Annotated in this window: 26 protein-coding genes and 2 pseudogenes; 16 read left to right on the plus strand and 12 right to left on the minus strand. The window is 39.0% G+C overall.

The annotated features are described in order from the left end of the window. Nucleotides 1-13: 13 nt before the first annotated feature. The 15 genes and pseudogenes from KDW03_RS07890 (at nucleotide 14) to KDW03_RS07975 (ending at nucleotide 14414) form a co-directional block, all read left to right on the plus strand. Entirely contained in the window at nucleotides 14-1009 is a 996-nt protein-coding gene (locus KDW03_RS07890; RefSeq protein ID WP_271434538.1) for a hypothetical protein, read from the plus strand. Further along, nucleotides 994-1605, plus strand: coding sequence for a hypothetical protein (locus tag KDW03_RS07895; RefSeq protein ID WP_271434539.1), 612 nt, complete (start codon nucleotides 994-996; stop codon nucleotides 1603-1605). Before KDW03_RS07890 ends, KDW03_RS07895 begins: the two co-directional genes overlap by 16 nt. A 57-nt stretch (nucleotides 1606-1662) precedes the next feature. Further along, nucleotides 1663-1812, plus strand: coding sequence for a hypothetical protein (locus KDW03_RS07900; RefSeq protein ID WP_271434540.1), 150 nt, complete (start codon nucleotides 1663-1665; stop codon nucleotides 1810-1812). Nucleotides 1813-1831: 19 nt separating this feature from the next. Further along, on the plus strand, nucleotides 1832-2155 hold the full coding sequence (locus KDW03_RS07905) for a hypothetical protein (protein WP_271434541.1): 324 nt from the start codon (nucleotides 1832-1834) through the stop codon (nucleotides 2153-2155). Nucleotides 2156-2193: 38 nt separating this feature from the next. After that, a complete protein-coding gene (locus tag KDW03_RS07910; protein ID WP_271434542.1) occupies nucleotides 2194-2430 on the plus strand; it encodes a hypothetical protein in 237 nt (78 codons plus the stop codon). Nucleotides 2431-2434: 4 nt separating this feature from the next. Further along, nucleotides 2435-4450 (plus strand): LysM peptidoglycan-binding domain-containing protein, encoded by a 2016-nt coding sequence (locus KDW03_RS07915; RefSeq protein ID WP_271434543.1) that lies wholly within the window; start codon nucleotides 2435-2437, stop codon nucleotides 4448-4450. Continuing rightward, the gene (locus tag KDW03_RS07920) at nucleotides 4407-5558 is read left to right on the plus strand and encodes an NADase-type glycan-binding domain-containing protein (protein ID WP_271434544.1); all 1152 of its coding nucleotides are present in this window, start codon (nucleotides 4407-4409) and stop codon (nucleotides 5556-5558) included. Before KDW03_RS07915 ends, KDW03_RS07920 begins: the two co-directional genes overlap by 44 nt. Next, nucleotides 5542-6744 (plus strand): hypothetical protein, encoded by a 1203-nt coding sequence (locus tag KDW03_RS07925; protein ID WP_271434545.1) that lies wholly within the window; start codon nucleotides 5542-5544, stop codon nucleotides 6742-6744. Before KDW03_RS07920 ends, KDW03_RS07925 begins: the two co-directional genes overlap by 17 nt. Before the next feature lie 9 nt (nucleotides 6745-6753). Then, a complete protein-coding gene (locus KDW03_RS07930; RefSeq protein ID WP_271434546.1) occupies nucleotides 6754-7215 on the plus strand; it encodes a hypothetical protein in 462 nt (153 codons plus the stop codon). A gap of 225 nt (nucleotides 7216-7440) precedes the next feature. Continuing rightward, nucleotides 7441-8618, plus strand: a pseudogene (locus KDW03_RS12400) (hypothetical protein). 25 nt (nucleotides 8619-8643) lie between these two features. Continuing rightward, nucleotides 8644-9831: pseudogene (locus KDW03_RS12545) on the plus strand (IS256 family transposase). A gap of 738 nt (nucleotides 9832-10569) precedes the next feature. Further along, nucleotides 10570-11784 (plus strand): hypothetical protein, encoded by a 1215-nt coding sequence (locus KDW03_RS07960; protein ID WP_271434551.1) that lies wholly within the window; start codon nucleotides 10570-10572, stop codon nucleotides 11782-11784. 18 nt (nucleotides 11785-11802) lie between these two features. Further along, a complete protein-coding gene (locus KDW03_RS07965) occupies nucleotides 11803-12945 on the plus strand; it encodes an SH3 domain-containing protein (protein WP_271434552.1) in 1143 nt (380 codons plus the stop codon). Between the two features lie 362 nt (nucleotides 12946-13307). Continuing rightward, nucleotides 13308-14120, plus strand: coding sequence for a hypothetical protein (locus KDW03_RS07970; RefSeq protein WP_271434553.1), 813 nt, complete (start codon nucleotides 13308-13310; stop codon nucleotides 14118-14120). A gap of 15 nt (nucleotides 14121-14135) precedes the next feature. Further along, a complete protein-coding gene (locus tag KDW03_RS07975; protein ID WP_271434554.1) occupies nucleotides 14136-14414 on the plus strand; it encodes a hypothetical protein in 279 nt (92 codons plus the stop codon). A 1002-nt stretch (nucleotides 14415-15416) separates the two neighbouring features. On the opposite strand, the gene KDW03_RS07980 is transcribed toward KDW03_RS07975, so the two are convergent. The 8 genes from KDW03_RS07980 to KDW03_RS08015 form a co-directional block, all read right to left on the minus strand. Further along, nucleotides 15417-15602 (minus strand): hypothetical protein, encoded by a 186-nt coding sequence (locus KDW03_RS07980; RefSeq protein ID WP_271434555.1) that lies wholly within the window; start codon nucleotides 15600-15602, stop codon nucleotides 15417-15419. Between the two features lie 111 nt (nucleotides 15603-15713). Continuing rightward, the gene (locus KDW03_RS07985) at nucleotides 15714-15908 is read right to left on the minus strand and encodes a hypothetical protein (protein WP_271434556.1); all 195 of its coding nucleotides are present in this window, start codon (nucleotides 15906-15908) and stop codon (nucleotides 15714-15716) included. A gap of 2 nt (nucleotides 15909-15910) precedes the next feature. Continuing rightward, entirely contained in the window at nucleotides 15911-16087 is a 177-nt protein-coding gene (locus KDW03_RS07990) for a hypothetical protein (RefSeq protein WP_271434557.1), read from the minus strand. Nucleotides 16088-16127: 40 nt separating this feature from the next. Then, the gene (locus KDW03_RS07995; protein WP_271434558.1) at nucleotides 16128-16262 is read right to left on the minus strand and encodes a hypothetical protein; all 135 of its coding nucleotides are present in this window, start codon (nucleotides 16260-16262) and stop codon (nucleotides 16128-16130) included. A 166-nt stretch (nucleotides 16263-16428) separates the two neighbouring features. After that, on the minus strand, nucleotides 16429-16584 hold the full coding sequence (locus KDW03_RS08000) for a hypothetical protein (protein ID WP_271434559.1): 156 nt from the start codon (nucleotides 16582-16584) through the stop codon (nucleotides 16429-16431). Then, on the minus strand, nucleotides 16550-16876 hold the full coding sequence (locus KDW03_RS08005) for a hypothetical protein (protein ID WP_271434560.1): 327 nt from the start codon (nucleotides 16874-16876) through the stop codon (nucleotides 16550-16552). Before KDW03_RS08005 ends, KDW03_RS08000 begins: the two co-directional genes overlap by 35 nt. Further along, the gene (locus KDW03_RS08010; RefSeq protein ID WP_271434561.1) at nucleotides 16860-17033 is read right to left on the minus strand and encodes a hypothetical protein; all 174 of its coding nucleotides are present in this window, start codon (nucleotides 17031-17033) and stop codon (nucleotides 16860-16862) included. The genes KDW03_RS08005 and KDW03_RS08010 overlap by 17 nt, the downstream gene beginning before the upstream one ends. Nucleotides 17034-17163: 130 nt before the next feature. Next, nucleotides 17164-17646 (minus strand): hypothetical protein, encoded by a 483-nt coding sequence (locus KDW03_RS08015; protein ID WP_271434562.1) that lies wholly within the window; start codon nucleotides 17644-17646, stop codon nucleotides 17164-17166. Between the two features lie 199 nt (nucleotides 17647-17845). Here KDW03_RS08015 and KDW03_RS08020 point away from each other — a divergent pair, with 199 nt between their 5' ends. Next, nucleotides 17846-20314 carry a glycogen/starch/alpha-glucan phosphorylase gene (locus KDW03_RS08020; protein WP_271434563.1) on the plus strand — a complete coding sequence of 823 codons (2469 nt, stop codon included), beginning with the start codon at nucleotides 17846-17848 and terminating at the stop codon, nucleotides 20312-20314. Nucleotides 20315-20411: 97 nt separating this feature from the next. Here the strand turns inward: KDW03_RS08020 and KDW03_RS08025 are convergent, their stop codons facing one another. Genes KDW03_RS08025 through KDW03_RS08040 form a run of 4 tightly spaced genes read right to left on the minus strand, consistent with a single transcriptional unit; the run spans nucleotide 20412 to nucleotide 24765 of the window. Next, a complete protein-coding gene (locus KDW03_RS08025; RefSeq protein WP_271434564.1) occupies nucleotides 20412-21359 on the minus strand; it encodes a helix-turn-helix domain-containing protein in 948 nt (315 codons plus the stop codon). Then, the gene (glgA, locus tag KDW03_RS08030) at nucleotides 21356-22831 is read right to left on the minus strand and encodes a glycogen synthase GlgA (protein WP_271434565.1); all 1476 of its coding nucleotides are present in this window, start codon (nucleotides 22829-22831) and stop codon (nucleotides 21356-21358) included. The genes KDW03_RS08025 and glgA overlap by 4 nt, the downstream gene beginning before the upstream one ends. A 57-nt stretch (nucleotides 22832-22888) precedes the next feature. Continuing rightward, entirely contained in the window at nucleotides 22889-24025 is a 1137-nt protein-coding gene (locus KDW03_RS08035; RefSeq protein ID WP_271434566.1) for a GlgC family sugar phosphate nucleotidyltransferase, read from the minus strand. 2 nt (nucleotides 24026-24027) lie between these two features. Beyond that, the gene (locus KDW03_RS08040; protein ID WP_271434567.1) at nucleotides 24028-24765 is read right to left on the minus strand and encodes a WecB/TagA/CpsF family glycosyltransferase; all 738 of its coding nucleotides are present in this window, start codon (nucleotides 24763-24765) and stop codon (nucleotides 24028-24030) included. Between the last annotated feature and the right edge of the window lie 216 nt (nucleotides 24766-24981).

Below are 24981 nucleotides of genomic sequence, written 5' to 3' on the forward strand. Positions count from 1 at the left end.
TACAGCGACGACGATGCACGAAGGATTGCACCTTGACCAGCACGAGTGGCTTGCTGCGAATGGTCTTGAAGCGGACGATATAACGCTGGAGAGGATGGCATATGAACAGAGCACGATGACACTTGCGCTCCTACAGGCGAATTTTGGGCTTGGTGTTGGTGGGAGCAAGTATGAAGATGTTGCTTTAGCGGGGGCGTATTTTGCTCTGAGTGGGGATAAAGAATTAGTTGGAATAACTGATGATGGGAGAAGTTTATCCCTTTCGGATCTCTTGGGCAAAAAGAATACGGAGAAATTGGCAAAGATGTTTTTTGAGTATTATTGTCCTAAAGTTGAAAAATGGCAAAAATGGGCTAAAGAAGGTAAGATTGAAAACTTTACTGAACAGGAAAAAAATGAGTTAAAGCTCTTTTATACGCTACTGGCTATTGGGGGAAAGTTTGGATTAGGGTATCCTGAAGCAGGAGATTTACTTTTGAATTACTTAAAAGGTGAGAAGGCGAAGGGGTTAGAGGGGACCCCACCCTATCTTATTTCTCCTGAGCCTTACAAGAATTCTGTTATTGTTCAAGATGCGATGTCAAGAATGAAACAGTTCATATTGAAAGATCTGCAAGATGGAGTATTAGACAGGAAGAGTTGGAGTTCAAAGAATTTGCTCTTTCCTATGAAAGGGAGAGATGTGAATAAGTTGGGTAATTTTAAAAGAGAGGGGTATCTTGCTTCAGAACAAACGGCGAATCCAAGGTTAAAGTTCATGAATAATATATTTCCGCTATATGTAAATGTGAGAGTTCTCGATAAAAACACAGTAGAGTTAGAGTGGATTGTGGAAGATGAGTATATTTTCAAATCGTATCGTGAGGATCCCACTGTGTATACTGACCTGCCGGTAGGAAATTATACTTTCAGGTTAGATGATGGTCTTAGCCAGTTTTTAGAAGAATTAGGAATAGCTAAACGTTTCTGGTATAAAGCGAGTTGGAAGGAGGTATGGAAATGGAAGTAGGAATAAGAGTCTTTTTGATTATTTTTATGTTTGTTGCGTTTCAAAATTCTCTTCTTGGACAAGATAGATATCCCAAGGGAGAGGAAGTGGTAGCAGTAAGAAGTTATTATATTGTTTATGTTTTTTCTGAAGTGGATAAGGTTATTGGATGTATTAGCAATTATATAAGGGAATATGAAAAGAGAGAGAAGGTTAATATCTATGGGATGGTGTATCCTATGAGAATTGAAAAGTTAGAATATGCAAGTGATGAATACAAATGGAGGGGAACAGATATCCTAAGATTTCGAGCTAGGTACAGTTTCGTGTATCATTATGAGGTGAACAATGGCTGGATGAATTATCAAGTTGCTGGAAGAAACTATAGGAATCTATTTTCAGCAATATTCAAAAGAAATGAAAAGAAAAAAGAGAAAGTGGAGTTAATTTTTAGGTTATATTACTTTCCCTGGAAAAGCTTTTTCAAGTACAAACGAGGGGAACTAATTAAAGAAGAGGAAGACAAATGGAGGAGTTTTAGTAAATTTGTCAATGGTTTTATTGAGTATATGAAGAAAGAGGGTGTAAAGATAATAAAAGTGGAGGAGAAAGAGTGAGGGGTAAATAAAGCACAAAGAGAGAGATGACCACACAATTTCTTCGTAGCAGGAGAGGTGGTTTTAGCTGGTGGGACATTTGCACTCAGTGGGGATGCGGATTCTTTGGATATGAGCGGGAGGAGTTTGAAGGTTACGAAAGATGGGAAGATGACGATTGTGGAGGTGGAGAAATGGGCAAATACCCCCGAGAAGGGAGGAAAATAGTGTAGTAGGGATAGCGAAGGTGCTTGGTGTGAGCCCTGAGAAGGTGATAGAGGCTTTAAAGAGGACGGGGCATTATAAAGGGATGAGTGATGAACAGATAGCGAAGAGCCTTAAGGTTGGCGAAACGCTTGTGTTGAAGAATGGCAAGGTAATGACAGAAGAGGAGGCGAAGGGGGTAGATTGGGCAAGGGTAGGAAAAACTGTAGGAAAGTTTTTAATCTTATCTACACCACAGGGGCAGATGACAGTAGGAACAATAGGATTAGTAAGGATGGGGTATGAATTGCTTAAAGGAAATGGAAAGACTCAGGATTCAGCCAAAGCCAGTCAGTACATTACTTAGAGATGTTGTAGGTGCCATATTATAAGGGCGGTGGGCAGATGGGGGTAAACATATTTGCCTCTGGGATTTCGTCGGGAACAGGAGCCCTTGGGGGAGCTGTTCAAGGAATGATAAGTGGAATGGGGGGAGCTGTTGCAGGAGCAGTGGAAGCTGTTGCAGGGGCAGGGATACAGGGACTGGGGAATCTTGCCGTAAGTGGGCTTAAGGTTAATGAGGGTGGGCTTGATTGGCGTATGGACAGTGTACAGCTTGCAACGTGGGGGTATCCACTATAGGAGTATGGTGCTTGCGGGTGTTAATAGTGGGTATAATCCGAGCACGGCGACGACCTGGGAAGCTGCGCAAGGGATAGGGATGAACTGGGCTATAAATTCTACTGTATCATTCATCAACAAAGGATGGAAGATGGACGAGAGTGGAAGGTTATACTGGGGACTTACAAATGAAGGAGAGGTAACGGAAGCATGGATGGATTTAGGGATAGGAACGCTAAAGAGTGGATTAAGCTTTGTGTTTGAAGGTAACTATACAGGCTATGGAGCAAAGCAGAAGGAAAGCCTGCTTGCATATGCGCTAAGTAAAGGTATGGATATATATAAGTATAACTTATACCAGCAGGGAGTATTTGGGAAAGAATTACAGGATAAATATGCAGGACAGAATGTGTTTGACCTTGCTGGAGGGATAGACCTTACGATACTGACGAGAAATTGGAAGGAAGGAGAAAGGTCGATGAGTGGAGCGGTAGGTTTAAGGATATTATCTACTGGTATGGAATTACACAGTGGAGCAGGAGAGTTTGGAGGGTTTGGCTGGAGTATAGATAATACAGGGAATATAAGCTGGAATATAGCGAAGACGTGGAATAACACGATGGAGGACTTTAAAACCATAGGGCAGGGAGTGAATGCTATGGTGAGTGGTGTGACTTATCTTGCTATGAGTGTAGGGAATATATTCACGCCTTCAGCACAGCGGGAGGAAAGCAAGACGCCGGAGGAGCAAAGACAGGCTGAGAAGGACATAGCGCTTCCAGGGAATGAGAAGAAGAAGAGGCTAAAGGGGACGAGGGTTGTAAAGAAGGGCGATACACTATCGAAGATAGCCGAAGAGGAGGGAATGACGGTAGAAGAATTGCTTGAGCTAAATCCACAGTTGAAGGATAGAGAAAATCTCTTACACATAGACGAACTTATTAACCTTAGTAAGGACAATATAGAGGTGTTTGCTCAAATGGGAGGACCTACGGAGGAGGAGAGAGAGTTAAGCAAAGAGATTGGAGAGAAGTGTAAGAGGAAAAGACAACAGGCCATCGAGCAAACAAAACGGAAATTAACCCAGCTCAAATTAAATGAATTAAAAGAAAAGAATGTAAGTAAATTAAGTATCGAAAAACCTACAGAAGGGGTAACTTTGACGAATATGAGTGAAGAGCAATTTAATAAAGCTATGGATATTGTAGAAAGTGGTATTGGAAGATGGTGGTATCTTTTAACTTCTTCTGACAATAGAGAATTTAAACAAACTGTAAGGAAGCTTGGTGATATGAATGATAAAATATTAGCAATGCAACAGGTTTATGTGAATTCTGGAAAAATGAAACCAGAAGATGTAAAGACTTTACGAGGCTGGCTAAATGCGAAAGGAGCAGTCATACTTGGTGATGAGGGTCAAGGAAGCAATTTCAAGCCGTTATCAAATAGTTTTGATACATATGATGATAAGTTTAGTGTGCTTTCCAGAACGCGAGATGGAAAGATAGTATTTGGAGAGTTTACTCGTGGTAACATGAATCCAACCAATTCTTATGTAGACAGCTCTGGTAAAAGGATGGAAACAAACAGTACTCAATACTGGGGAGAGTTAGGTGTAGGAATTTATGGGTTTGATTATGTTTTTCGAGGTGACAAGTCTTACTATGATGGTACTAAAACTGTACATGGTTATTATGCCTTACAACTTTATGATAACTATAATAGTGATGGTGATGGGGATATAAAGACTTTAAGAGAACTTGATAACAATAATGAATATAGAAAAAGAGTTAAAGAAAACCCAAAAGACAAGATTGGTGCGGTATTGTTTCATCCAGGGGGGACAGCGTGGAACTGGAGTCACGGTTGTCAGACGATATATGCGGTAGATTACCAGTACTTTATTGATTTATTCTATGATAGAGTTCCGGGCCAATATAATTATGGGAAAGATGGTGTATATTTTAGATATGGAAAAAATATAGGAGGTAGTAAATATGAGGATAATTTTAACTTTTTTATTTATTATCCTGGCTTATAATCGTTTGGCTTATACTTTAAGTTCAACCAACTTAGGGTATGAAGTAAAAGTAAAATATATAAGTTTTGAAAATGAAGATATACCTTTTAATCCAGATGATCCGAATTCGGAAGTTCCAGCACTCGATGAAAACCATAGACTGAGTTATATGTTTGATAATAACATCAAAACGGCTTTTGCTGTTAAGGATACAGAATTGTACATTTATATTATTTTTGAAAAGCCAATCTTAATTGATGAGATTAGAATATTTAATGGGTGGGGGAAAAGTAAAGAATCTTTTTATCATAATTATCGAATTAAAGAGCTAGGTGTATCCTTATTTAATCAAGATGAATATGCTAGGGCAAAGAACTATTTAGATTTTGGAATTTTATTTAATGATGAGTTTAAGTTTACTAATATATATATTACGAATATTACAAATGAAATAGTACCAAGAAGAAATTTAAGACTTATGTTTATCGAAGTCTACTCTTCTGGAGTTATTCATAGGAAAACTTGCATTAGTGAAATCCAGTTATACTATAAGGGAAAAAGATATAAAATAGTTAACTTAGATGAGGTTGAGGATAAAATAAGATATGGTTCTCCCATAACTCAGGGACACTGGATAGGGGAGCCAATTAAATATAAAGAAAAGCCAAGGAAGAAGTGGTATGAATTCTGGAAGATAGGTAGGGATTATATTGTGGAGGATTCAAAATTCTTGAGAAGTATTTGGAAAATCTGGTGGGCTATTAGAGAAATTTTTCCATATTTATTAATACAACTAGCATGTTTTGTATTTGCAATAAAAGAAAGAAAAGAGAAATTACCGGATTTTGCAAAGGCATTAAGTATTGTTAGTCCTCTACTTTCTTTTCTTTTAATAATTTCGCATAGGGTATTCTATGATTCTTATATCGGGAATTTTCTTGTCGAGGGTTTTATAACTCTGGGTGTTTTACTGATTCAAGTTATAGTAGGAATAACTTTAATAATAATAGTAATACGAAAAAGGAGGGAGATAAGAATTTTTTCAATAATTGGTTACATAATATATGGGATTTTATTACCATTGAGTACGGTTTTATTGAGTATGGTTTTAATTGTATCAGGCTTGTAAAAATGTAGATAATTTATTTTCTCTTATCGTTGGGGAAGAAGGGCATGGTTCAAATCTATTCACCCATCCAGCGCAGCCGTATGGAAGCGAGACGCCAGAGCAGCAGGCACAGGCAATGATGGAGAACACAGAGGCCATAGAGAATGAGCAGAGGAAGAAGCTTGAAAAAGAACTAAACAACATCTGGGCAGAAAATAGCAAAGCTTATGCGGGCTATGGCACTACTTCACCTACGAAGGAAGAGATAGCTGAGGATGAATGGATGAAAAATGCCTCGATGTATGCTCCAACTATGAGTGAAGTGGATAGGAGACAATTTGAAGATAGCTATGAAGTGTGGCAGTGGAATGAGGGAGTGGAGAGGCAATTAGACTTACAAATACAAGAAGAATATGCCGAAAGGATGAGGAATGAGGGTAAGTATATAGTAACATATAGTGTTGATCTTGCTACCAATAAGGTTTATGATGGAGAGGGGAAGGTATCTCAAGATGGGGAAAATCAGTTAGCTCATTATAAACTTATGCTAGAGTCGTATGGAGATAAGTTAGAGAATGTTTTGAAGAATTCAGGAGATTATATTATAATAGGGGAAGAAGGGCTAGGGAGTAATTTTACGGTAGGAGGGAATGAACGTACTCCCGGTAATATGAATAAAGATCCCCTGAATGACAGGATTACGATATTGATGAGGGATGGGGATAGGATAATAATAAAGGAGTTTAATAGAGCGAGTGTAGATTCGACGAATTATATAACAAATCATAAGAATGCGATAGGATATGATGGTAGGAAGCATTATGCGACATTAAAGCCGGGTAAATATAGGTTAGAAACTTTTATAAGGATGAGGGATGGAAAGGAAAGAATGTTGCAAGACACGGGAATGAAATATCTTGCGTTTAGGATTACGGACCATACGCCTACGGTGGGGGTAAATCCAGCGCATCCGGAAAGAGGAAATCCTGGCTATGCTGAAGGGATATTAATTCATGCCAATGATACAACATCGTGGAATACGAGTGAAGGATGTCAGGTAATTTATTATAAAGATTATACTGAAATGATTAAGATGTTTGGAACACCAGTTTTAATAAAGAATCAACAGGGAAAAATAATAGGTACGGACTGGGATTTTTCAAAATCAATTGGAAGAAAAGGTTACTATTATTTAATTTCTCAATAGGAGGTATGTATGAAATATCTTGGTATTATAATGACAATTGCGGTATTATTACTTCTAGAAACTAATATGGCGTTCACTGATAACATAATAAAGATTGACAGAGATGCAGTATGGGGAACCTCTTATTTATCAATAGACCATATATGGCATAATATCATTGATGGAAATACTAATACATGTTGGGCTGAAGGAATAGATGGAGATGGAAGTGGGACAAATGGTTATATGAGAGTTGATTCGGACGTATTGGATGTTGTTGAAAGAATGGGTGTAGGTGAATATATTGTAATTGGTGTTTCTATGGAGGGAATTGCTATAGATAAAATCAGAATATTCAATGGCTATGGTAAGAGTGTAAGAACCTGGGAAATGAATAATAGAGTAAAAGACATTGGTATTACAATTACTTATAAGAAAGAAAATGATTACAAAGATTTCTATTGGCAGTGTATACTTAATTGTGTCTGGTAGGAAAAAGATAACCTCCTGTGATAATATAAATAAAACTATCACAGGAGGCCAGATATGATTGAGACGAAGAATATTTTAGAGCTATTCAAACCAATTGTCAAGGAAGCGAATTGCTTCATAATAAAAGTACTCGAAAAGGGAACGTTGCTTCAAAATAAAAAAGTACTTTAAATTTGTGTAAAATAATCCAGTTCAAAGAACTGGAGGTAAAAGGTGGAATTAGCGATGTTTGAAAGGAGACCTATTTACAGGGAAACGGCAAAACAATATCAAAAAGCCAGCAAAAAGGAGAAAAAGGAGATACTGGATTACTTTGTGAGGATAACAGGTTTAAAAAACCGAAACTATGCCGCCAGGCTCTTGAGGCAGCACGGAAAAACCATATATGTAGGCAAAAAAAATTACCTTAAAGCCGATATAGCCAAAAAGGGCAAAAGACCTGGCAGAAAGAAAAAATTCGGCGAAGAGGAACTAAAACTTCTAAAAAAGGTCTGGGAAATTGAAAACTACATGTGTGGCAAACGTTTAAAGCCAATTTTAAATGAAGTTTTAGATAATCTCTTAGCAAACGGACATCTCCACGGTTCTCCACAGGCCATAGAGAACTTGCGCCATATAAGTGCTTCAAGTATTGACCGACTTTTGAAACATGAGCGTAAAAAGCTTGAGATAAAAGGACGAAAAGGCACAAAACCTGGAACGCTATTAAAGCAACAAATAGCTATACGCACGTGGGCAGAGTGGGATGAAAATTGCCCTGGGTTCATGGAGATTGATCTGGTAGCCCATGAGGGAGGAAATAGGGGAGATTTTGCTCAAACATTAAATATGGTGGATGTTTGGAGCGGTTGGACAGAACTTGTGGCAATCAAAACAAAGCTTCAAAATGGGTAAGAGAAGCCATAGAAAAGTCAAAGGAAGACTTCCTTTTGATTTACGGGGAATTGATTCTGATACCGCGTTGAATTTATTAATCATCCTCTGCGATTGGTGTGAGAAGAACCAGATAAAATTTACAAGGGGAGAAGCTCCTGTTCCAATGATAACTGCTACGTTGAGCAGAAAACTATTCCATAGTCCGCCAGAATGTTGGATTCTTCCGCTACGATACCGAGGAAGAAGTCTACTACTTGAACCGACTCTATGCGTATCTCAGGCTTTATGCCAACTTTTTTCAACCGGTTATGAAAATGACAGAGAAAAAGAGAATCGGAAGCAAGGTGCAAAAGAAGCATGATGATATTAAAACTCCCTACCAGCGGCTTTTAGAAAGCTCTTATGTAAGTGAGGCACAAAAGGAACGCCTAACAAGGCTTTATAAGGCTCTCGATTTGTTTCACCTAAGACAAAAAATTACGGCTTGCCAGAGAAAACTTTTCAGCCTTCAAAAGAAAAGAATGTAAAAAACAAAAATTTGGAGGAAACTGTATGGAATTTTTGAGTACTTTTTTTTATGAGGCAATGATTCGAATTTCGAGTACTTTTTTATTTGACGCAACGGGGGAAGTATTAGAGAGTATGTTAAAAGAGGAAAGAGAGATTTACCTGGAAAACAATCCTCCCACAAAAGGCAATGGCTTTTACGAAAGGGATTTAAAGACAGCTTTTGGCGAGCTTACAGCCATACGTGTTCCAAGAACAAGGGATAATGGATTTAAAAGTGCCCTTCTTCCCTATCGCAAACGCATCACAGAAGACTTAGATGCATTAATCAGGGCTATGTTGATATCAGGAATGTCAACAAGGAAGATAGCAGAAGTTTTAAAAGAGCTTTATGAAATAAAGATTTCTTATGCTAACATCTCAAGGATAAGCCAGGTAGGCATAGAAGAGATTCAGAAGTGGCGTAGTCGCCCCTCATGGAAGAATATGCCGTGGTATTTCTGGATGCTATGGTGTTTCCTATCAAGAGAGATAGGGTAGAAAATGAATCAATATATGTAGCTATAGGCATTACACCTGAGGGAAGACGGGAGATTTTAGGATACTACCTGCCAGGAGGCATGGAAAGTGCTTATAACTGGCGGGAAATTTTGCTGATATAAGAGAAAGAGGTGTCAAACAGATTCATTTTATTGTCTCTGATGGCTTAAGTGGTATGAAAACGTCATAACAGAGATATATCCCCACGCAAAGTATCAGCCCTGTGTAGTCCATGTCATGAGAAACATACTGGCTAAAGTGAGAGTTCAACACAGAAATATCATTGCCACTGAAATAAAAGAGGTATTTCATGCCAAAGACAAACAGGAGGCAGAACAATTGTTTATGAAATTTACACAAAAATGGAAAAATATCTATCCCAACTTAATGAATAACCTCTTGACAATAAGAGAGAATATATTCACTTACATGGAATTACCTGAAGGAATACGAAGCATGGTGTATACAAACAATGCCCTGGAAAGACTCTTTAAAGAACTTAAAAGGAGATTAAAAACAATGGAAATGTGTCAAAGCGAGGCTTCAGCTGAGAAATATCTTTACCTGTTATTAAGATACCAAAATGAGAAGTTCTTAAAAAGAAAGTTAAAAAATTGGGAGTATTACTTTCAACTCTATCGTGAGCAACACTCATACACCAAAGAAAATATTCACAGCGAGGTTATCCTATGACTAGACACAATTTTCTTGACACAATGGTAATGATATTGTCCAGTATGGGAGCTTAGAGAAAACTTGCATTGAGATATTCTACAATAATGAGCAAATCCAAGAAATATCCATCAGAATTGATTTAAGGGGAACATCAAAGGAAGAAATCGAAAACCTACTACGATTTATTAAATGTAACAATGCGGTTATTATAAAGGAGGATGGTAGTATTATAAAACCTAATCTGAAAATGTTATTAAGGGATTTAAAAAAATCTGATGCTTTTAAGTTTGTTAAAAATCCCAGCGAGTTTTTAAAAAGAAATATCAGATAATTGACCTTGGAGTTTTAGAGGCAAAAGCTTATGGAGAGAGTGAAGAGGTATGAGGAAGAGTTTGGGGAGATAAGTCTGCCAGCCCGGCCGGGTTGGAAGGATGGTGAAGGGTAGAGACTTGTTGGGGGTATCGGTGGTGGAGAGGAGGGCTCTTTCCATGTTGCAGTTTTGAGGGGGATACTGCAACAAGGTAATATCCCCCATGAGAGGCACACTGCAACAGGCTAATAGCACCTCTCCCCCTCCCCAAAAACCAAAAATTGTGAGAAATGCCTATTGAGAAAATTCCCAACTAGGTGTATAATACATCTGCAGGAACAGGAAATAAAAAACGTGCTGACTTCCGTGAATTTGGCGGGTTTGGGTTTACGATGGACAAGCAGGGGAACATAGGATGGAATGGATTCAATACCTGGCGGAACACGATGGATAACTTTAGAGAGATAGGGGAAGGAGTAGGAAGTGTATTGAATGCGATAGGGAGTGGGATAAGCTATCTTGCAATGAATGTAAGCAATTTATTCAGTCAACCGGGGAAGCCATATAGAAGCGAGACACCAGCACAGCAAACACAGGCTATGGCGGAGAACACGCAGGCTATAGAAAATGAGCAGATGAAGAAGCTTGAGGAAGAACTAAACAACATCTGGACAAAAAATAGCGAAGCTTATGCGGGCTATGGCACTAATTCACTTACGGAAGAACAGATAGCTGAGTATGAGCGGATGAGAAATGCCGCAATGTATGCTCCAACTATGGATCGACCGGCGAGGAGACAATTTGAAGATAGCTATGAGGTATGGCAGTGGAATAAGAGAGTGGAGAGGCAATATCGGATAGATGGGTTAAAACGAGAGAGGGAAAGTATAAGTGATGAGATAAACAATGAGTTAAATTCAAATGTTTATGAGCGAGGTTATGGTGGGATGTTAAGTTCTTCCCAGAGATTAACAGAATTGACAAATCGATTGAATGATATAAACAACCAGATAGGGATTTTATATAAAGAGCAATTAATGGATTACAGGATAGAAGACAATTATTATGTATCTAATGTAGATGGAATTGAGATAAGGATGTCGAGGAGAAATTTTAGAGCTCCTGTAGCAGCTAATGTTAACAACTGGACTGGTAATACGCCGATTAATCGAGCGATAGAGAATCTATCCTCGAAGGCATTGCTTGTGCTTGAGGAGAATTCACAAGCGTTAAATCTGGATGCTGTAGAGGTATCGAGTTTGTGGAGGAATAGCGCTACAAGCTCTCATGGGTCGGGAAGAGGGATAGATATTGTAGCTGTAACAAGGGGTAATTTAACAGTAAGGTTTAATAATGTAAACGGTGAACCATCGGCAGCTGCAAGAGCTCTCAGAAATGAAATCTACAACGCTTTTATAAATGACCCAAGAGTGAGTCAGACGCTGGATCCGTGGTGGTTGAAAAGTAAGATTCCAGGTAAATCTTATAACTATCCTAACACTTGGCAAGATGTGAACAATATGTATCTATCTCCTATAGGAGTTTCTTTAATTGAATATGATAAGTCTTCATATCCACAACAGCTTCAGTGGGTAAATAATGATGGGTCGCTTAGAAATATGTTACTTTATAGGCATCACCTTCATATTACTTTATTTTAGTTATTAGGAGTGGTATATATGAGAAAAATAATTTTTACTATAAGCATTGTATGTTTTTTAGGTACGCACATTTTTTTGTTTGCTGATGATATAAAACCGTTCAACAAACTGGGGGAAGTTTTTGTAATTAACGATAATGTCCCTTTATTTGAAAAACCAGATATAAATTCAAAAGAAGTTTTGAGAATTCCCATACTCAGACGTATTAGGATTTTGAGTAACACTCAGTTTATATTTTTATCTAATAATGTGAGAAAAGAATGGATTTATATTGATACATATATTCCTATATCTGAAAATATGGTAAAAGTAAATAATAGATGGCAATATTTAACTCATAAAGGTTGGGTAGAAAGAAGACACCTTGTTGGAAAGGGAGATTTTAAAAAAGTAAGTAAAATGAATGAGATGTTTATTTTAATTGCATATTCTGAAGATGGAATTAGTTATAGAATTTACAAAGACGGAACTTTTAGTTATAAATACGGAGATGAACCCTCATATTATGGTGGGAGTGTATATCTATGCAAGGCAAATACGAACTTTTTCTCGTTTAACCATATGGAGTTTTTTTGGTATTCAAATAATATAGTGGAAATACCTTCTCCTTTTGTTTCACGTGTAGAAGTCCTCACCAACAAATCTGACTTTCCCAAATGGGCACAGTCTGATAAACCGTTTGTATTTGAAACATACTACATTCTCACCGGCGACAATGTAAACGTGCGTTCCGAAGCTTCTACAAACTCGGCTGTACTATTCAAGCTAAAGAAGGGTGCAAGGGTAAAACTACTCGAACGGTCGGATGTTACTTTTACGATTGGAGACAGGACGGGTAATTGGGTATACATAGACACAGGCGTTAAGGATAAGAAGGGTAATACAATAAAGGGCTGGGTGTTAGATTTATATTTAAGTCCTGAAATATATTACATTCTCACCGGCGACAATGTAAACGTGCTTGCCGAACCATCTACAAACTCAGCAGTGTTATGTAAGCTAAAGAAGGGTGCAAGGGTAAAGCTACTCGAGCGGTCGGATGTTACTTTTACGATTGGAGACAGGACGGGTAATTGGGTATACATAGACACAGGCGTTAAGGATAAGAAGGGTAATACTATTAAAGGCTGGGTGGTGGATATATATTTGAAGGAAGAGTAACCCCTGTAAGTACAACAAGGCGATAAGGCAACGAAGCATAAGAAGCCTACTTCCCATGCATTCCACTGAAGCAAGCCGTACAGGATGTACGGCGACCTTGCGTAGACTCAACAGGATGTTTGTTGGAGCATGGGGTGTTTATTATTAAACTTTATTTATTGACATAATTCTATATTTATTATACAATAAGCTAGGTTTTGTAAAATTTCAATATAGGTGATAGGTATTAGATTTATACTAAAATAAAGTCCAGCCGCAAAGCTATCGAAAGAAGAAACAAACTCTGGGCAGAAAATAGCGAAGCTTATGGAGGCTACGGTACTAATTCACTTACGGAAGAACAGATAGCTGAGTATGAGCTGATGAGAAATGCCGCAATGTATGCTCCAACTATGAGTGAAGTGGATAGGAGACAATTTGAAGATAGCTATGAGGTATGGCAGTGGAATAAGAGAGTGGAGAGGCAATATCGGATAGATGGGTTAAAACGAGAGAGGGAAAGTATAAGTGATGAGATAAACAATGAGTTAAATTCAAATGTTTATGGGCGAGGTTATGGTGGGATGTTAAATTCTGCCCAAAGATTAACAGAATTGACAAATAGATTGAATAGTGTAGAGGAGGAGCTAGGGATTTTATATAAGGAACAATTAATGGACTACAGGGTAGAGGGCGACTATTATATCTCGAATGTAGATGGAATTGAGATAAGGATGTCGAAATATAATTTTAGTCCACAGGCGCAAAAAGCGGGCATGGGGAATACTCCGATTAATCTTGCGACAGGGGGGATGGATCCGAGAGCTGTGCTTGTGCTTATAGATAATGCGCATGCTGTAAATGTTGATGCTGTGGAGGTATCGAGTTTGTGGAGGAATTGGGGTAGTCATAGAGGAGGAAGGGGAATAGATATAACTTCTATAAGTATTAATGGTCAACAATATAATTTTAACAATGTAAATGGAGAAACTCAAGGTGCATTTCAAGCAGCACTTTTTAATTTGTTAATGGAAGATTCGAGAGTTAGTCAAGTACTTGATCCATGGCATATGTATGGACTAGTTAGCAGACCAGAATATCATGTTAACGACTGGAGAGAGCAGGATCCTACCACATATAATAATGCAAATAACTATTGGCTGCATAGGAATCATCTTCATTTTTTAATAAATTAAAGCTTGGAGGTATATATGTATAGGATGGTAACATTATTGGTAATATTATATTCAAATCTTTTCTATTCAATGGAAGTAACTAAATACTATAATAAATTTTTAATTGTAATAGAAAATGAGGTGGAGTTGAAAAAAGAACCCAAAAATGAATCAAGGACAATTTTTACGTTAGGGATTAATTATAACATTATTCCAATCAGCTTTACCAATAATTGGATATTTATTGACACTAGAATTATTGATCGAAATGTAATTTCTAATGAAACCACAATTAAGGGATGGATTCTAAAGTAATTTTTATTAAAGTCATTTTATCCTTGCAAAATGGGACATATAGTAGAAAGCTAAAGTCTAATGAAGAAGATGTAATAATATGTGGTGAATTGTATAGATTTAAGAATTCTATTATAGCAAAAGATAAAAGTGGGGTTTTAGTATTTTTTTATATCAATGAAGATGGATATTTAATATGTCCCTTTATGGATGACAAAGGAGAGAGAGTCAAAGTAAAAATTGGTAAATCTTATTACGAAAAATAAATGTTACAAAGCTGTGGTGAATAGTTGTTACTCAGCTCGTAATGTTTACTTAATTTTTTAAGTTACAAAAATCACAAATAAAGTCCTAAATGAACCGAAGTGCAAAGACTTACTTCCAGCGCATTCCCCTGAACCAAGCCGACCACGGATGGTCGGCGACCTGTGGAGACTCAATAAAAAGGTTGTTGGGAGCGAGGGGTGTTGATTATTAAGCTTTATCTACCCGTTGCGTCAAATAAAAAAGTACTCGAAATTCGAATCATTGCCTCATAAAAAAAAGTACTCAAAAATTCCATACAGTTTCCTCCAAATTTTTGTTTTTACATTCTTTTTCTTTTGAAGGCTGAAAAGTTTTCTGGCAAGCTGTAATTTTTGTCTTAGGTGAAACAAATCGAGAGCCTTATAAAGCCTTTGTTAGGCGCTCCTTTGTGCCTCACTTACATAAGAGCTTCTAAAAGCCGTTGGTAGGGAGTTTTAATATCATCATGCTTCTTTGCACCTTGCTTCCGATTCTCTCTTTTCTCTGTCATTTTCATAACCGGGTTGAAAAGTTGGCATAAAGCCCGAGATACGCATAGAGTCGGTTCAAGTAGTAGACTTTTCCTCGGTATCGTAGCGAAAGTATCCAACATTCTGGCGGACTATGGAATAGTTTTTCTGCTCAACGTAGCAGTTATCATTGAACGGGAGCTTCTCCCCTTGTAAATTTTATCTGGTTCTTTTCTCACACCAATCACGCAGAGGATGATTAATAAATTCAGCACCGTATCAGAATCAATTCCTCGTAAATCAAAAGGAAGTCTTCCTTGACTTTTTCTATGGCTTCTCTTACCCATTTTGAAGCTTCTTTGTTTTGATTGCTACAAGTTCTTGTCCAACCGCTCCAAACATCCACCATATTTAATGTTTGAGCAAAATCTCCCTCAGCTATTTCCTCCCTCATGGGCTACCAGATCAATCTCCATGAACCCAGGGCAATTCATCCCACTCTGCCCACGTGCGTATAGCTATTTGTTGCTTTAATAGCGCCCAGGCTTTGTACCTTTTCGTCCTTTTATCTCAAGCTTTTACGCTCATGCTTCAAAAGTCGGTCAATACTTGAGGCACTTATATGGCGCAAGTTTTCTATAGCCTGTGGAGAAACGTGGAGATGTCCGTTTGCTAAGAGATTATCTAAAACTTCATTTAAAATTGGCTTTAAACGTTTGCCACACATGTAGTTTTCAATTTCCCAGACCTGTTTTAGCATTTTTAGTTCTTCTTCGCCGAATTTTTTCTTCTGCCAGGTCTTTTGTTCTTGGCTATGTCGGCTTTAAGGTAATTTTTCTTGCCCACATAGATGGTTTTTCCGTGCTGCCTCAAGAGCCTGGCGGCATAGTTTCGGTTTTTTAAACCTGTTATCCTCACAAAGTAATCCAGTATCTCCATTTTTTCTTTTGCTGGCTTTTGATACTCTGCTTCGACAAGCTCAGCATATCATTTCGCCGTTTCCTGTAATAGGTCTCCTTTCAAACATCGCCACCCCAATTCCGGCTGGCGAGCCTGTCGAGCCACGGTGGTTGGCGAGCTTGTCGAGCCACGGTTGGCGAGTTTGTCGAGCCACCTTGTCGAGCCATGAACTGGATTATTTTACATTATTTAAAGTACTTTTTTATTTTGAAGCAACGTTCCCTTTTCGAGTACTTTTATTATGAAGCAATTCGAAAATCCCGTTGCGTCAAATAAAAAAGTACTCGAAATTCGAATCATTGCCTCATAAAAAAAAGTACTCAAAAATTCCATACAGTTTCCTCCAAATTTTTGTTTTTTACATTCTTTTTCTTTTGAAGGCTGTAAAGTTTTCTCTGGCAAGCCGTAATTTTTTGTCTTAGGTGAAACAAATCGAGAGCCTTATAAAGCCTTGTTGCGTGCCCTTTGTACCTCACTTACATAAGAGCTTTCTAAAAGCCGCTGGTAGGGAGTTTTAATATCATCATGCTTCTTTTGCACCTTGCTTCCGATTCTCTTTTTCTCTGTCATTTTCATAACCGGTTGAAAAAAGTTGGCATAAAGCCTGAGATACGCATAGAGTCGGTTCAAGTAGTAGACTTCTTCCTCGGTATCGTAGCGGAAGTATCCAACATTCTGGCGGACTATGGAATAGTTTTTCTGCTCAACGTAGCAGTTATCATTGGAACGGGAGCTTCTCCCCTTGTAAATTTTATCTGTGCTTCTCACACCAATCGCGTAGAGGATGATTAATAAATTCAGCACCTGTATCAGAATCAATTCCCCGTAACTCAAAAGGAAGTCTTCTTTGGACTTTTTCTATGGCTTCTCTTACCCATTTTGAAGCTTTGTTTTGATTGCCACAAGTTCTGTCCAACCGCTCCAAACATCCACCATATTTAATGTTTGAGCAAAATCTCCCGGCTATTTTCCCTCATGGGCTACCAGATCAATCTCCATGAACCCAGGGCAATTTTCATCCCACTCTGCCCACGTGCGTATAGCTATTTGTTGCTTTAATAGTGCCCAGGCTTTGTACCTTTTCGTCCTTTTATCTCAAGCTTTTTACGCTCATGTTTCAAAAGTCGGTCAATACTTGAAGCACTTATATGGCGCAAGTTCTCTATGGCCTGTGGAGAACCGTGGAGATGTCCGTTTGCTAAGAGATTATCTAAAACTTCATTTAAAATTGGCTTTAAACGTTTGCCACACATGTAGTTTTCAATTTCCCAGACCTGTTTTAGCATTTTTAGTTCTTCTTCGCCGAATTTTTTCTTTCTGCCAGGTCTTTTGCCCTTTTTGGCTATATCGGCTTTAAGGTAATTTTTCTTGCCTACATAGATGGTTTTTCCGTGCTGCCTCAAGAGCCTGGCGGCATAGTTTCGATTTTTTAGGCCTGTTATCCTCACAAAATAATCCAGTATCTCCATTTTTTCCTTTTTGCTGGCTTTTTGATATTGTTTTGCCGTTTCCCTGTAAATAGGTCTCCTTTCAAACATCGCTAACTCCACCTTGTACCTCCAGTTCTTTGAACTGGATTATTTTACACAAATTTAAAGTACTTTTTTATTTTGAAGCAACGTTCCCTTTTCGAGTACTTTTATTATGAAGCAATTCGGAAATTTGCATTTTTTTCTCATTGTCATTAAAATACTCACACCTTATTTTTTACCAAAAATCCAAAAAAAGGAGTGTGGTATGCCGAAGAAAACAACCTCCACAGGGTTGAACAGAGAACTGGTGGAGCAAATCAAAGAGGGTTTTTTACGACATCGTCACTATTCTCTGGCAAAGGATGAGTATACGGCTACGGATTACGACAATTTTTTAAGTCTTGCGTATACCGTTCGAGACATGCTTTTTGATCGCTGGATTAAAACCCAGCAAACCTATTATAACAAGGATGTGAAGCGTGTTTACTATCTGTCACTTGAGTTTCTCATGGGACGTACTTTGGGGAATGCTCTGGTGAATCTGGGCATTGAAAAGGAAGCAGAGGTTGCCATGAAAGAGCTTGGCCTTGATATTGCCGTGCTCAGAGAAGAAGAAAAAGATGCAGGTCTTGGAAATGGTGGTCTTGGAAGACTTGCAGCTTGTTTTCTGGATTCGATGGCAACGCTCGGCATGGCTGGTTATGGTTATGGTATTCGTTACGATTATGGTATCTTCAATCAAAAGTTTGTGAACGGTTATCAGGTTGAAGAACCAGATGATTGGTTGAAGCTTGGTTATCCCTGGGAAGTGGAGCGCTGTGAGTTTCAGCTTCGTGTGCGATTTTACGGGAATGTTCGTGTAGAAAGGGATGCGAATGGTTATGAACGATATATCTGGGAGAAAACTCAGGATGTGCTTGCTATTCCTTTTGATGTACCTATACCAGGATACAAGAATGATGTGGTGAATACGTTGAGACTGTGGACATCTCGTGCAACAAACGAGTTTGATTTTCATGATTTCAATGCGGGGAACTATATCGATGCCGTAGAAGAAAAGAACCTCTCTGAAAATATTTCCAAGGTTCTTTATCCTAATGACAACAGTGTTGCAGGAAAGATCCTTCGATTGAAACAGCAGTATCTGTTTGTTGCGGCTTCTCTCTGGGATATTTTACGCCGTTATAAGAAGCACCATAAAGATTTTAAGGATTTTCCCAAAAAGGTGGCTATTCAGCTGAATGATACCCATCCTGCTATCGCGGTGGCAGAGCTGATGAGACTTCTCGTGGATGAAGAGGGACTTGTTTGGGAAGAGGCATGGAAGATTACCCAGCAGGTTTTTGGATATACAAACCATACCCTCATGCCTGAGGCTCTCGAAAAATGGCCAGTGGCGATGATGGAGGAACTTCTTCCCAGACATATGCAGATTATTTACAAGATCAATGCTGATTTTCTTGCAGAGGTTTCCCGTCGTTTCCCTGGAGATGTTGATCGACTTCGTCGTATGTCACTGATTGATGAGAGTGGGGAGCGATACGTGCGCATGGCATGGCTTGCTACAGTGGGAAGCCATTCGATCAATGGAGTTGCTGCCCTCCATACAGAGCTTTTGAAGAAGGAACTTTTCCACGATTTTTATGAGATGTTCCCGGAACGCTTTAACAACAAGACAAACGGGATTACACCTCGACGCTGGCTTCTCAAGTCTAACCCGAAACTTTCTACCCTGATTACAGAGAACATTGGCGATGAATGGACTATTGATCTCTTTAAACTTCGTGGTCTTGAAAAGTTTGCTGAGGACAAAGCTTTCCATAAAAAGTGGCAGGACATCAAGCGTGAAAACAAGGTAAAACTTGCTGAAATCATTGCCAGAGAAACAGGGGTTCAGGTGAATGTGGATTCCATGTTTGATGTTCAGGTGAAACGTCTCCATGAATACAAGAGACAGCTTTTGAATGCCCTTCACATCATTCATCTGTACAATCAGCTCAAAGAAAATCCTTCTATGAATTTTGTTCCGAGGACGTTTATCTTTGGCGCAAAGGCAGCACCAGGCTACTTTATGGCTAAAATGATCATCAAGCTTATAAACAATATTGCTAAAGTGATCAACTCAGATCCAGTTGTGGGTGACAAGATGAAGGTGGTATTTTTACCAAACTACCGGGTTTCTCTCGCTGAGAAAATCTTTCCCGCTTCGGATCTTTCTGAACAGATCTCAACAGCAGGAACAGAGGCAAGTGGTACGGGAAATATGAAGTTTGCCTTGAATGGGGCACTGACCATTGGAACCCTTGATGGTGCCAATGTTGAGATTGCGGAAGAAGTGGGTATGGAAAATATCTTTATTTTTGGTCTCAAGGTAGATGAGGTTGAGGCCCTGAAAAAACAGGGATACCATCCTTATCATTATTACGAGACCAACCCAAATATTCGCAAAGTGATTGATCTTATTGCAAGTGGTTACTTCTCTCAGGGTGAGGATCCAAATCTTTTCAAACCTATTGTCGACAATCTTCTTTACAGTGATCCGTATCTTTGTTTGGCAGATTTTCAGCTGTATGCTGATTGCCAGAAGAAGGTTTCCGAGGCATATCTTGATACCTTTGCTTGGACGAAAAAATCTATTCTCAATGTGGCACGCATCGGGAAGTTTTCCAGTGACCGTACTATCATCGAGTACAACAAAGACATCTGGAAGGCTGAGGATCATATCCTTAAATAATGAGGAAACCAGATTATACCTGCAGGGCTGTCCGAAAGGGCAGCCTTTTTTATTATCTGGTTAGCATTTTTATCACCTGGTTAGAAGATGGGCTGTATTATTTTTGTAAAAGAAAAGAGAACTTCTGGATGAGCTGGATACGGTTTGAGGTTTCGGTTTTTTCATAGAGACGGGAGATATAGTTTCGGACAGTGTGTTCGGTGATATAGAGCTTTGAGGCAATGATTGGGTTATCATACCCCTGAATGAGGAGACTTATAATTTCTCGCTCTCTCTTAGATAGGTGGATACCTTCCCATTTTTCGGGAATGGGGTAGATCAGTTCGTTAAGCCAGAGTTTTCGTTCAATGAGGAATTGAATCATGGCTGCGAAGGTCATAAAATTCCATAGGGTATAGTAGAGAGGGCTAAAGTTAAAACAACGGGGGAGTATTTTCCACTGGACCTGAAAGAGCTCCCAGAGGTTATCGACCAAAAAAAGAGGCAGGAAAAAGGTAGTGAGGATTAATAAGTGCCGAATATGAGAAGCAAGAATGTGGGTAAGATCGGGAAGTTTCTTTAACCAGAGGAAAAAGAGGGTGGTGCTGAGAAAAACAACGAGTGCACTTCCCCATATCCACTGATCAAAGAAAAGAAGGAGTTTGAGATTTTTGTCTGTAAATCCCTGAGAAAAGAGCCAAAGGGAAAAAACTATACCCAAAAAAGTTGCAGTAAATTCCAGAAAGCTCAAAAATTTCCCGAGTTTTTCATTTTTAAAGAGAAAAAACATAGTAAAACCGAACCCCAGGAAAAACAGATTCTTTGAAACAAAGATGATAAGAGTCATGATCCAGAGCTTTGAAGGAGTTTCTGGTTGGTTAAGGATAAAGTATCCATAGTACTGGAGGAGAATGTTGAGAATAAGAAGGGAAAAGGCGCTGATAAACGTAGCGTACACAAGGGCAAGCTTGCGCAGGTTTTGAGCTATCATCAAAATAATAAGCGTGAATCCGATGATGCCAGAAAATGTGGCGAGTGCATAGTATATGAGGAGAAAGTGTTTCATTGTGTTTGCATGAGTTGTTTGTAGATTTCTATATATTTGAGTGCACTTTTTCTCCACCCAAAGTCTTCTTTCATGGCATTATGCATGAGTTTTTCCCAGGCGGAGCGATTTTGTTTGTAGGTGGCGATTGCTTGAGAAACAATACTCAACAGAGCTTCGGGGGTATAGGGTTCAAAGACAAACCCTGTTTTACCATGAGTTACCGAGTCAGCAAGCCCCCCTGTTTTTCGAACGATAGGGATCGTACCATAAGACATGGCATATAACTGGGTGAGTCCAGCAGGTTCAAAACGTGAGGGGACGAGAAGCATGTCCGAACTTGCAATGATCTTGTGGGATTCGGCTATATCAAAGGTGATAGATACCATCATGTTGGGGTGATAGTGACGCGCAAAATCCTTGAGTTTTATTTCGTATTCTTCTTTGCCCTGACCGAGGATAGTGAGGTAAATTCCCTGCTCCATCAAAGCGGGAATAATATCAAGGAGGATATCCAGTCCTTTCTGGTCAACAAGACGGGAAACCATTCCAAGCAGGGGCCTATTGGGATCTGGATCCGCAATACCCTTTTCTTTGAGATAGGCAAGTTTTAAGTTTTTTTTCTGGTCGAGGTTTTTGCTGTTGTACTTAATGGGAAGATAGATATCGTTTTCGGGATTCCATTCTTCGTAGTCAACGCCATTCATAATGCCTATGAGCTGGCCACTTGTGGCTTTTTCACGAATAATTCCTTCAAGTCCGTTGCCGAACTCAGGAGATTGAATTTCTTTGGCATAGGTTTCACTCACTACCGTGATCATGTCTGCAAAATTGATGCCAGCCTTTAAGAGATTAATGTGCCCATAGAATTCTAACCCATTGATGGTGAAGTATTTCCAATCCACACCGAGAATGCCGTACTGTTCTACGGAAAATATCCCCTGATACGAAAGATTGTGGATTGTAAAAACACTTTTGGTGTTTTTGTAAAAGCCGTCCATTTTGTAGAGACTTTTGAGATAAAAAGGGAAAAGACCACACTGCCAGTCATGAGCATGGATGATATCGACTTTGAGATCGATGGCTTTCAGTGCCTCAAAGACAAATTTTGTAAAGAAGGTCATGCGTTCGAGATTGTCGGCATAGTCTATCTTGTAGGTTTCATCGAAATAGATGCCATTTCTTTTAAAGTAGTGGGGTTGATCGATGAGGTAGATATCAATACCCTTGTAAGAAAAATGTTCTATAGCCCCTGTGATGGATTGATGTCCTATACTGATGGTCAGTTCTTCTCTTTTATCTATCGTGAGATTTTGTGAGGCGAGGAATCGGTCTACATCGTTATAGCGAGGGAGGGCAACACTGATTCGTCCTTTTCCCAGGGAGTGAAACTCTTTTGCCAGGGCGCCCACAACGTCGGCAAGACCTCCCACTTTTGCAAAAGGAGAGACCTCGGTTGCCACCAAAAGAACGTGAGGTTTGAATGTGGCCATACATGGCCTCCTTTTTTGTGTTTTATTAATATTATCGGTTTTTTGTTTTATAAAACTTTATGTTTTCTCTTCTAACAGGACACATTCTCCATCTTTTATGTGATGATGTTTTTTAAAGACAGAAGGAGGGAGAAAGCTTTCTACGTAGCAGTTTCCTCCGATGATGGTTTTGTCAGGGAGAATGGTATCTTTTCCGATGAGGGTAAAACCATTGATCATCGGGAAAAGCAGGTTTGTTTGGGAGGGTGATTCATTTCCTATGCGAGATTTTGCACCTATGTTTGGGTTTACGTTGTCGAGAGAAAATTCATCGATAATAGTGTTGACGATATGGGCTTCACTAGCGATATGATTACGAGGGAGGATAATCGCATTTTTGATGAAGGCTTTTTTTTCGATGATGACATGAGAAAAAATTATAGAGTTTTCTACATGTCCATAGATGTGGACATCTTCTCCTACAAGAGAATTGATGACATGGGAAGAGCGATAGGTTTTTGAGAAAACGTTGGGGCGGGTGAATGGTTTTACGGGGACAAGTGAGTTGATATGATCAAGAAAGTAATAATCGTCGAGCAAGTCAAGATGAATACGATAGTAATCTTCTAATGTATAATTGGGACGAAAATATCCTTTGAGTTTTATGAAGTGCATCCGTTTTTCTTTTGAGAGGGTGTCGATGATACCTTCGAGAAAGTTGTAAAGATTGGTTTGGGCAGTGGCGCGCAGGCTATCTTCAAACGCACGGAGGGGAAGAATAACTCCGAGAGGGAAGGTGTTGAGTGGGGTTTCATGCAAAAGAAGCGCATAATTGGGAAGACTTTTTTCCTGAGGCATGAGAAACCAGTTGGGGAAATGTCCGTAAAAAATACCAATCGTTTTGATGGTGTGGTCTTTTTTAAGTTCTTCAAGAAAGGGGAGAAATTCTATTTCGAGTTGTTGACGGTTAAAAACATAGATTTCGTTTTCTGGATAGCCTGTCATGAGATAGTTATGGATGAGATCGGCATCGTCGGGTGTGATGATGATGAGGGGCTGGATATTTCCATTTAAGAGAGAGGAAACGACAAAATCAATGGTTCGTACACGAGGGGTAAATGGGAGAAGGTAATCCTGGGTGTAGATATCCAAGGAGAGAAGTTCTTTGTTTTGTTTTCCGATGATAATGGCGAGATCACAGAGTTTTTCCTGCACGATTACACTTCCTCACGATGAAAAATTTTGTTCATGAGGGTAACGAAAAGGATAACGAGTCTACGAAACCAGGCGATGGGGTCAATTTTGAAGCCAGTGGTTTTCCATCCTCTTTTTTCATCCCATACAACCCCCATACTCTTTTTGCCAGAAAAGACATCAAGTGAAGTGTCTATACCTAAAATAATTGATTGTGAGAAATAGGAGAAATTTTTGGTAATCCAGAACTCTTGATAGACACTGTTGGGAAAACTGACAATAAAGATCTGGGGACAGGATTTGCGAATCGATATGAGGACATCGAACCATTGTTTTTCTTTAAGTTGGTTGGTGTAATATCCAAGAAGTCTGACATTGGGGAAGGAACGACGGATACGTTTTGCTGCTTCGTTGGCGACTTTTTTGTCTCCTCCCAGGAGATAGCATGAGTACTGCATTTCATTGGCAATACCGAGAATATCGAGGAGAATGGTGATAGGATAGTATATTTCCACATGACGTCCTGTTAAAAGACGTATGCTCCATGCAATAAGACGGGAGCCGCAGAGAACAACCTCTGTTTGTTGAATGATACGTCGCATCTCGCGGTTAAAAAGAGAAGAAAAAAGCTTTTTTTCATCGAGGATGATGATTCGGAAACGTTTTTGTTCATAAAGGGTCTGGATGATGTGTTCTTTGAGATCTTCTCGATTGAAGAGGGAAACCTTTGCCGTCAGAAAAGGAATAGAAACAGGCAGCATGGGCTCTCCTTTTTTCTGTTTTCAATGTATTTTAAGGGGAGAGAGAATTTTTAGCAAGGAAAGCATGGTTTGTTTTCTGGGTGATAGGGTAAAAATTCGCTTTTTTTTGGATTTTTTGGTATACTTTATGTTGTAGGATAAAGATACTATGGTGAATAGAAGGGCGAGTCTCGTTGTTTTGTTATTCTTGCTGGCTTTTTTACTGATTTTTTATAG

This window comes from Thermospira aquatica (assembly GCF_023525255.1).
GTDB classification, from domain to species: Bacteria; Spirochaetota; Brevinematia; order Brevinematales; family Thermospiraceae; genus Thermospira; species Thermospira aquatica.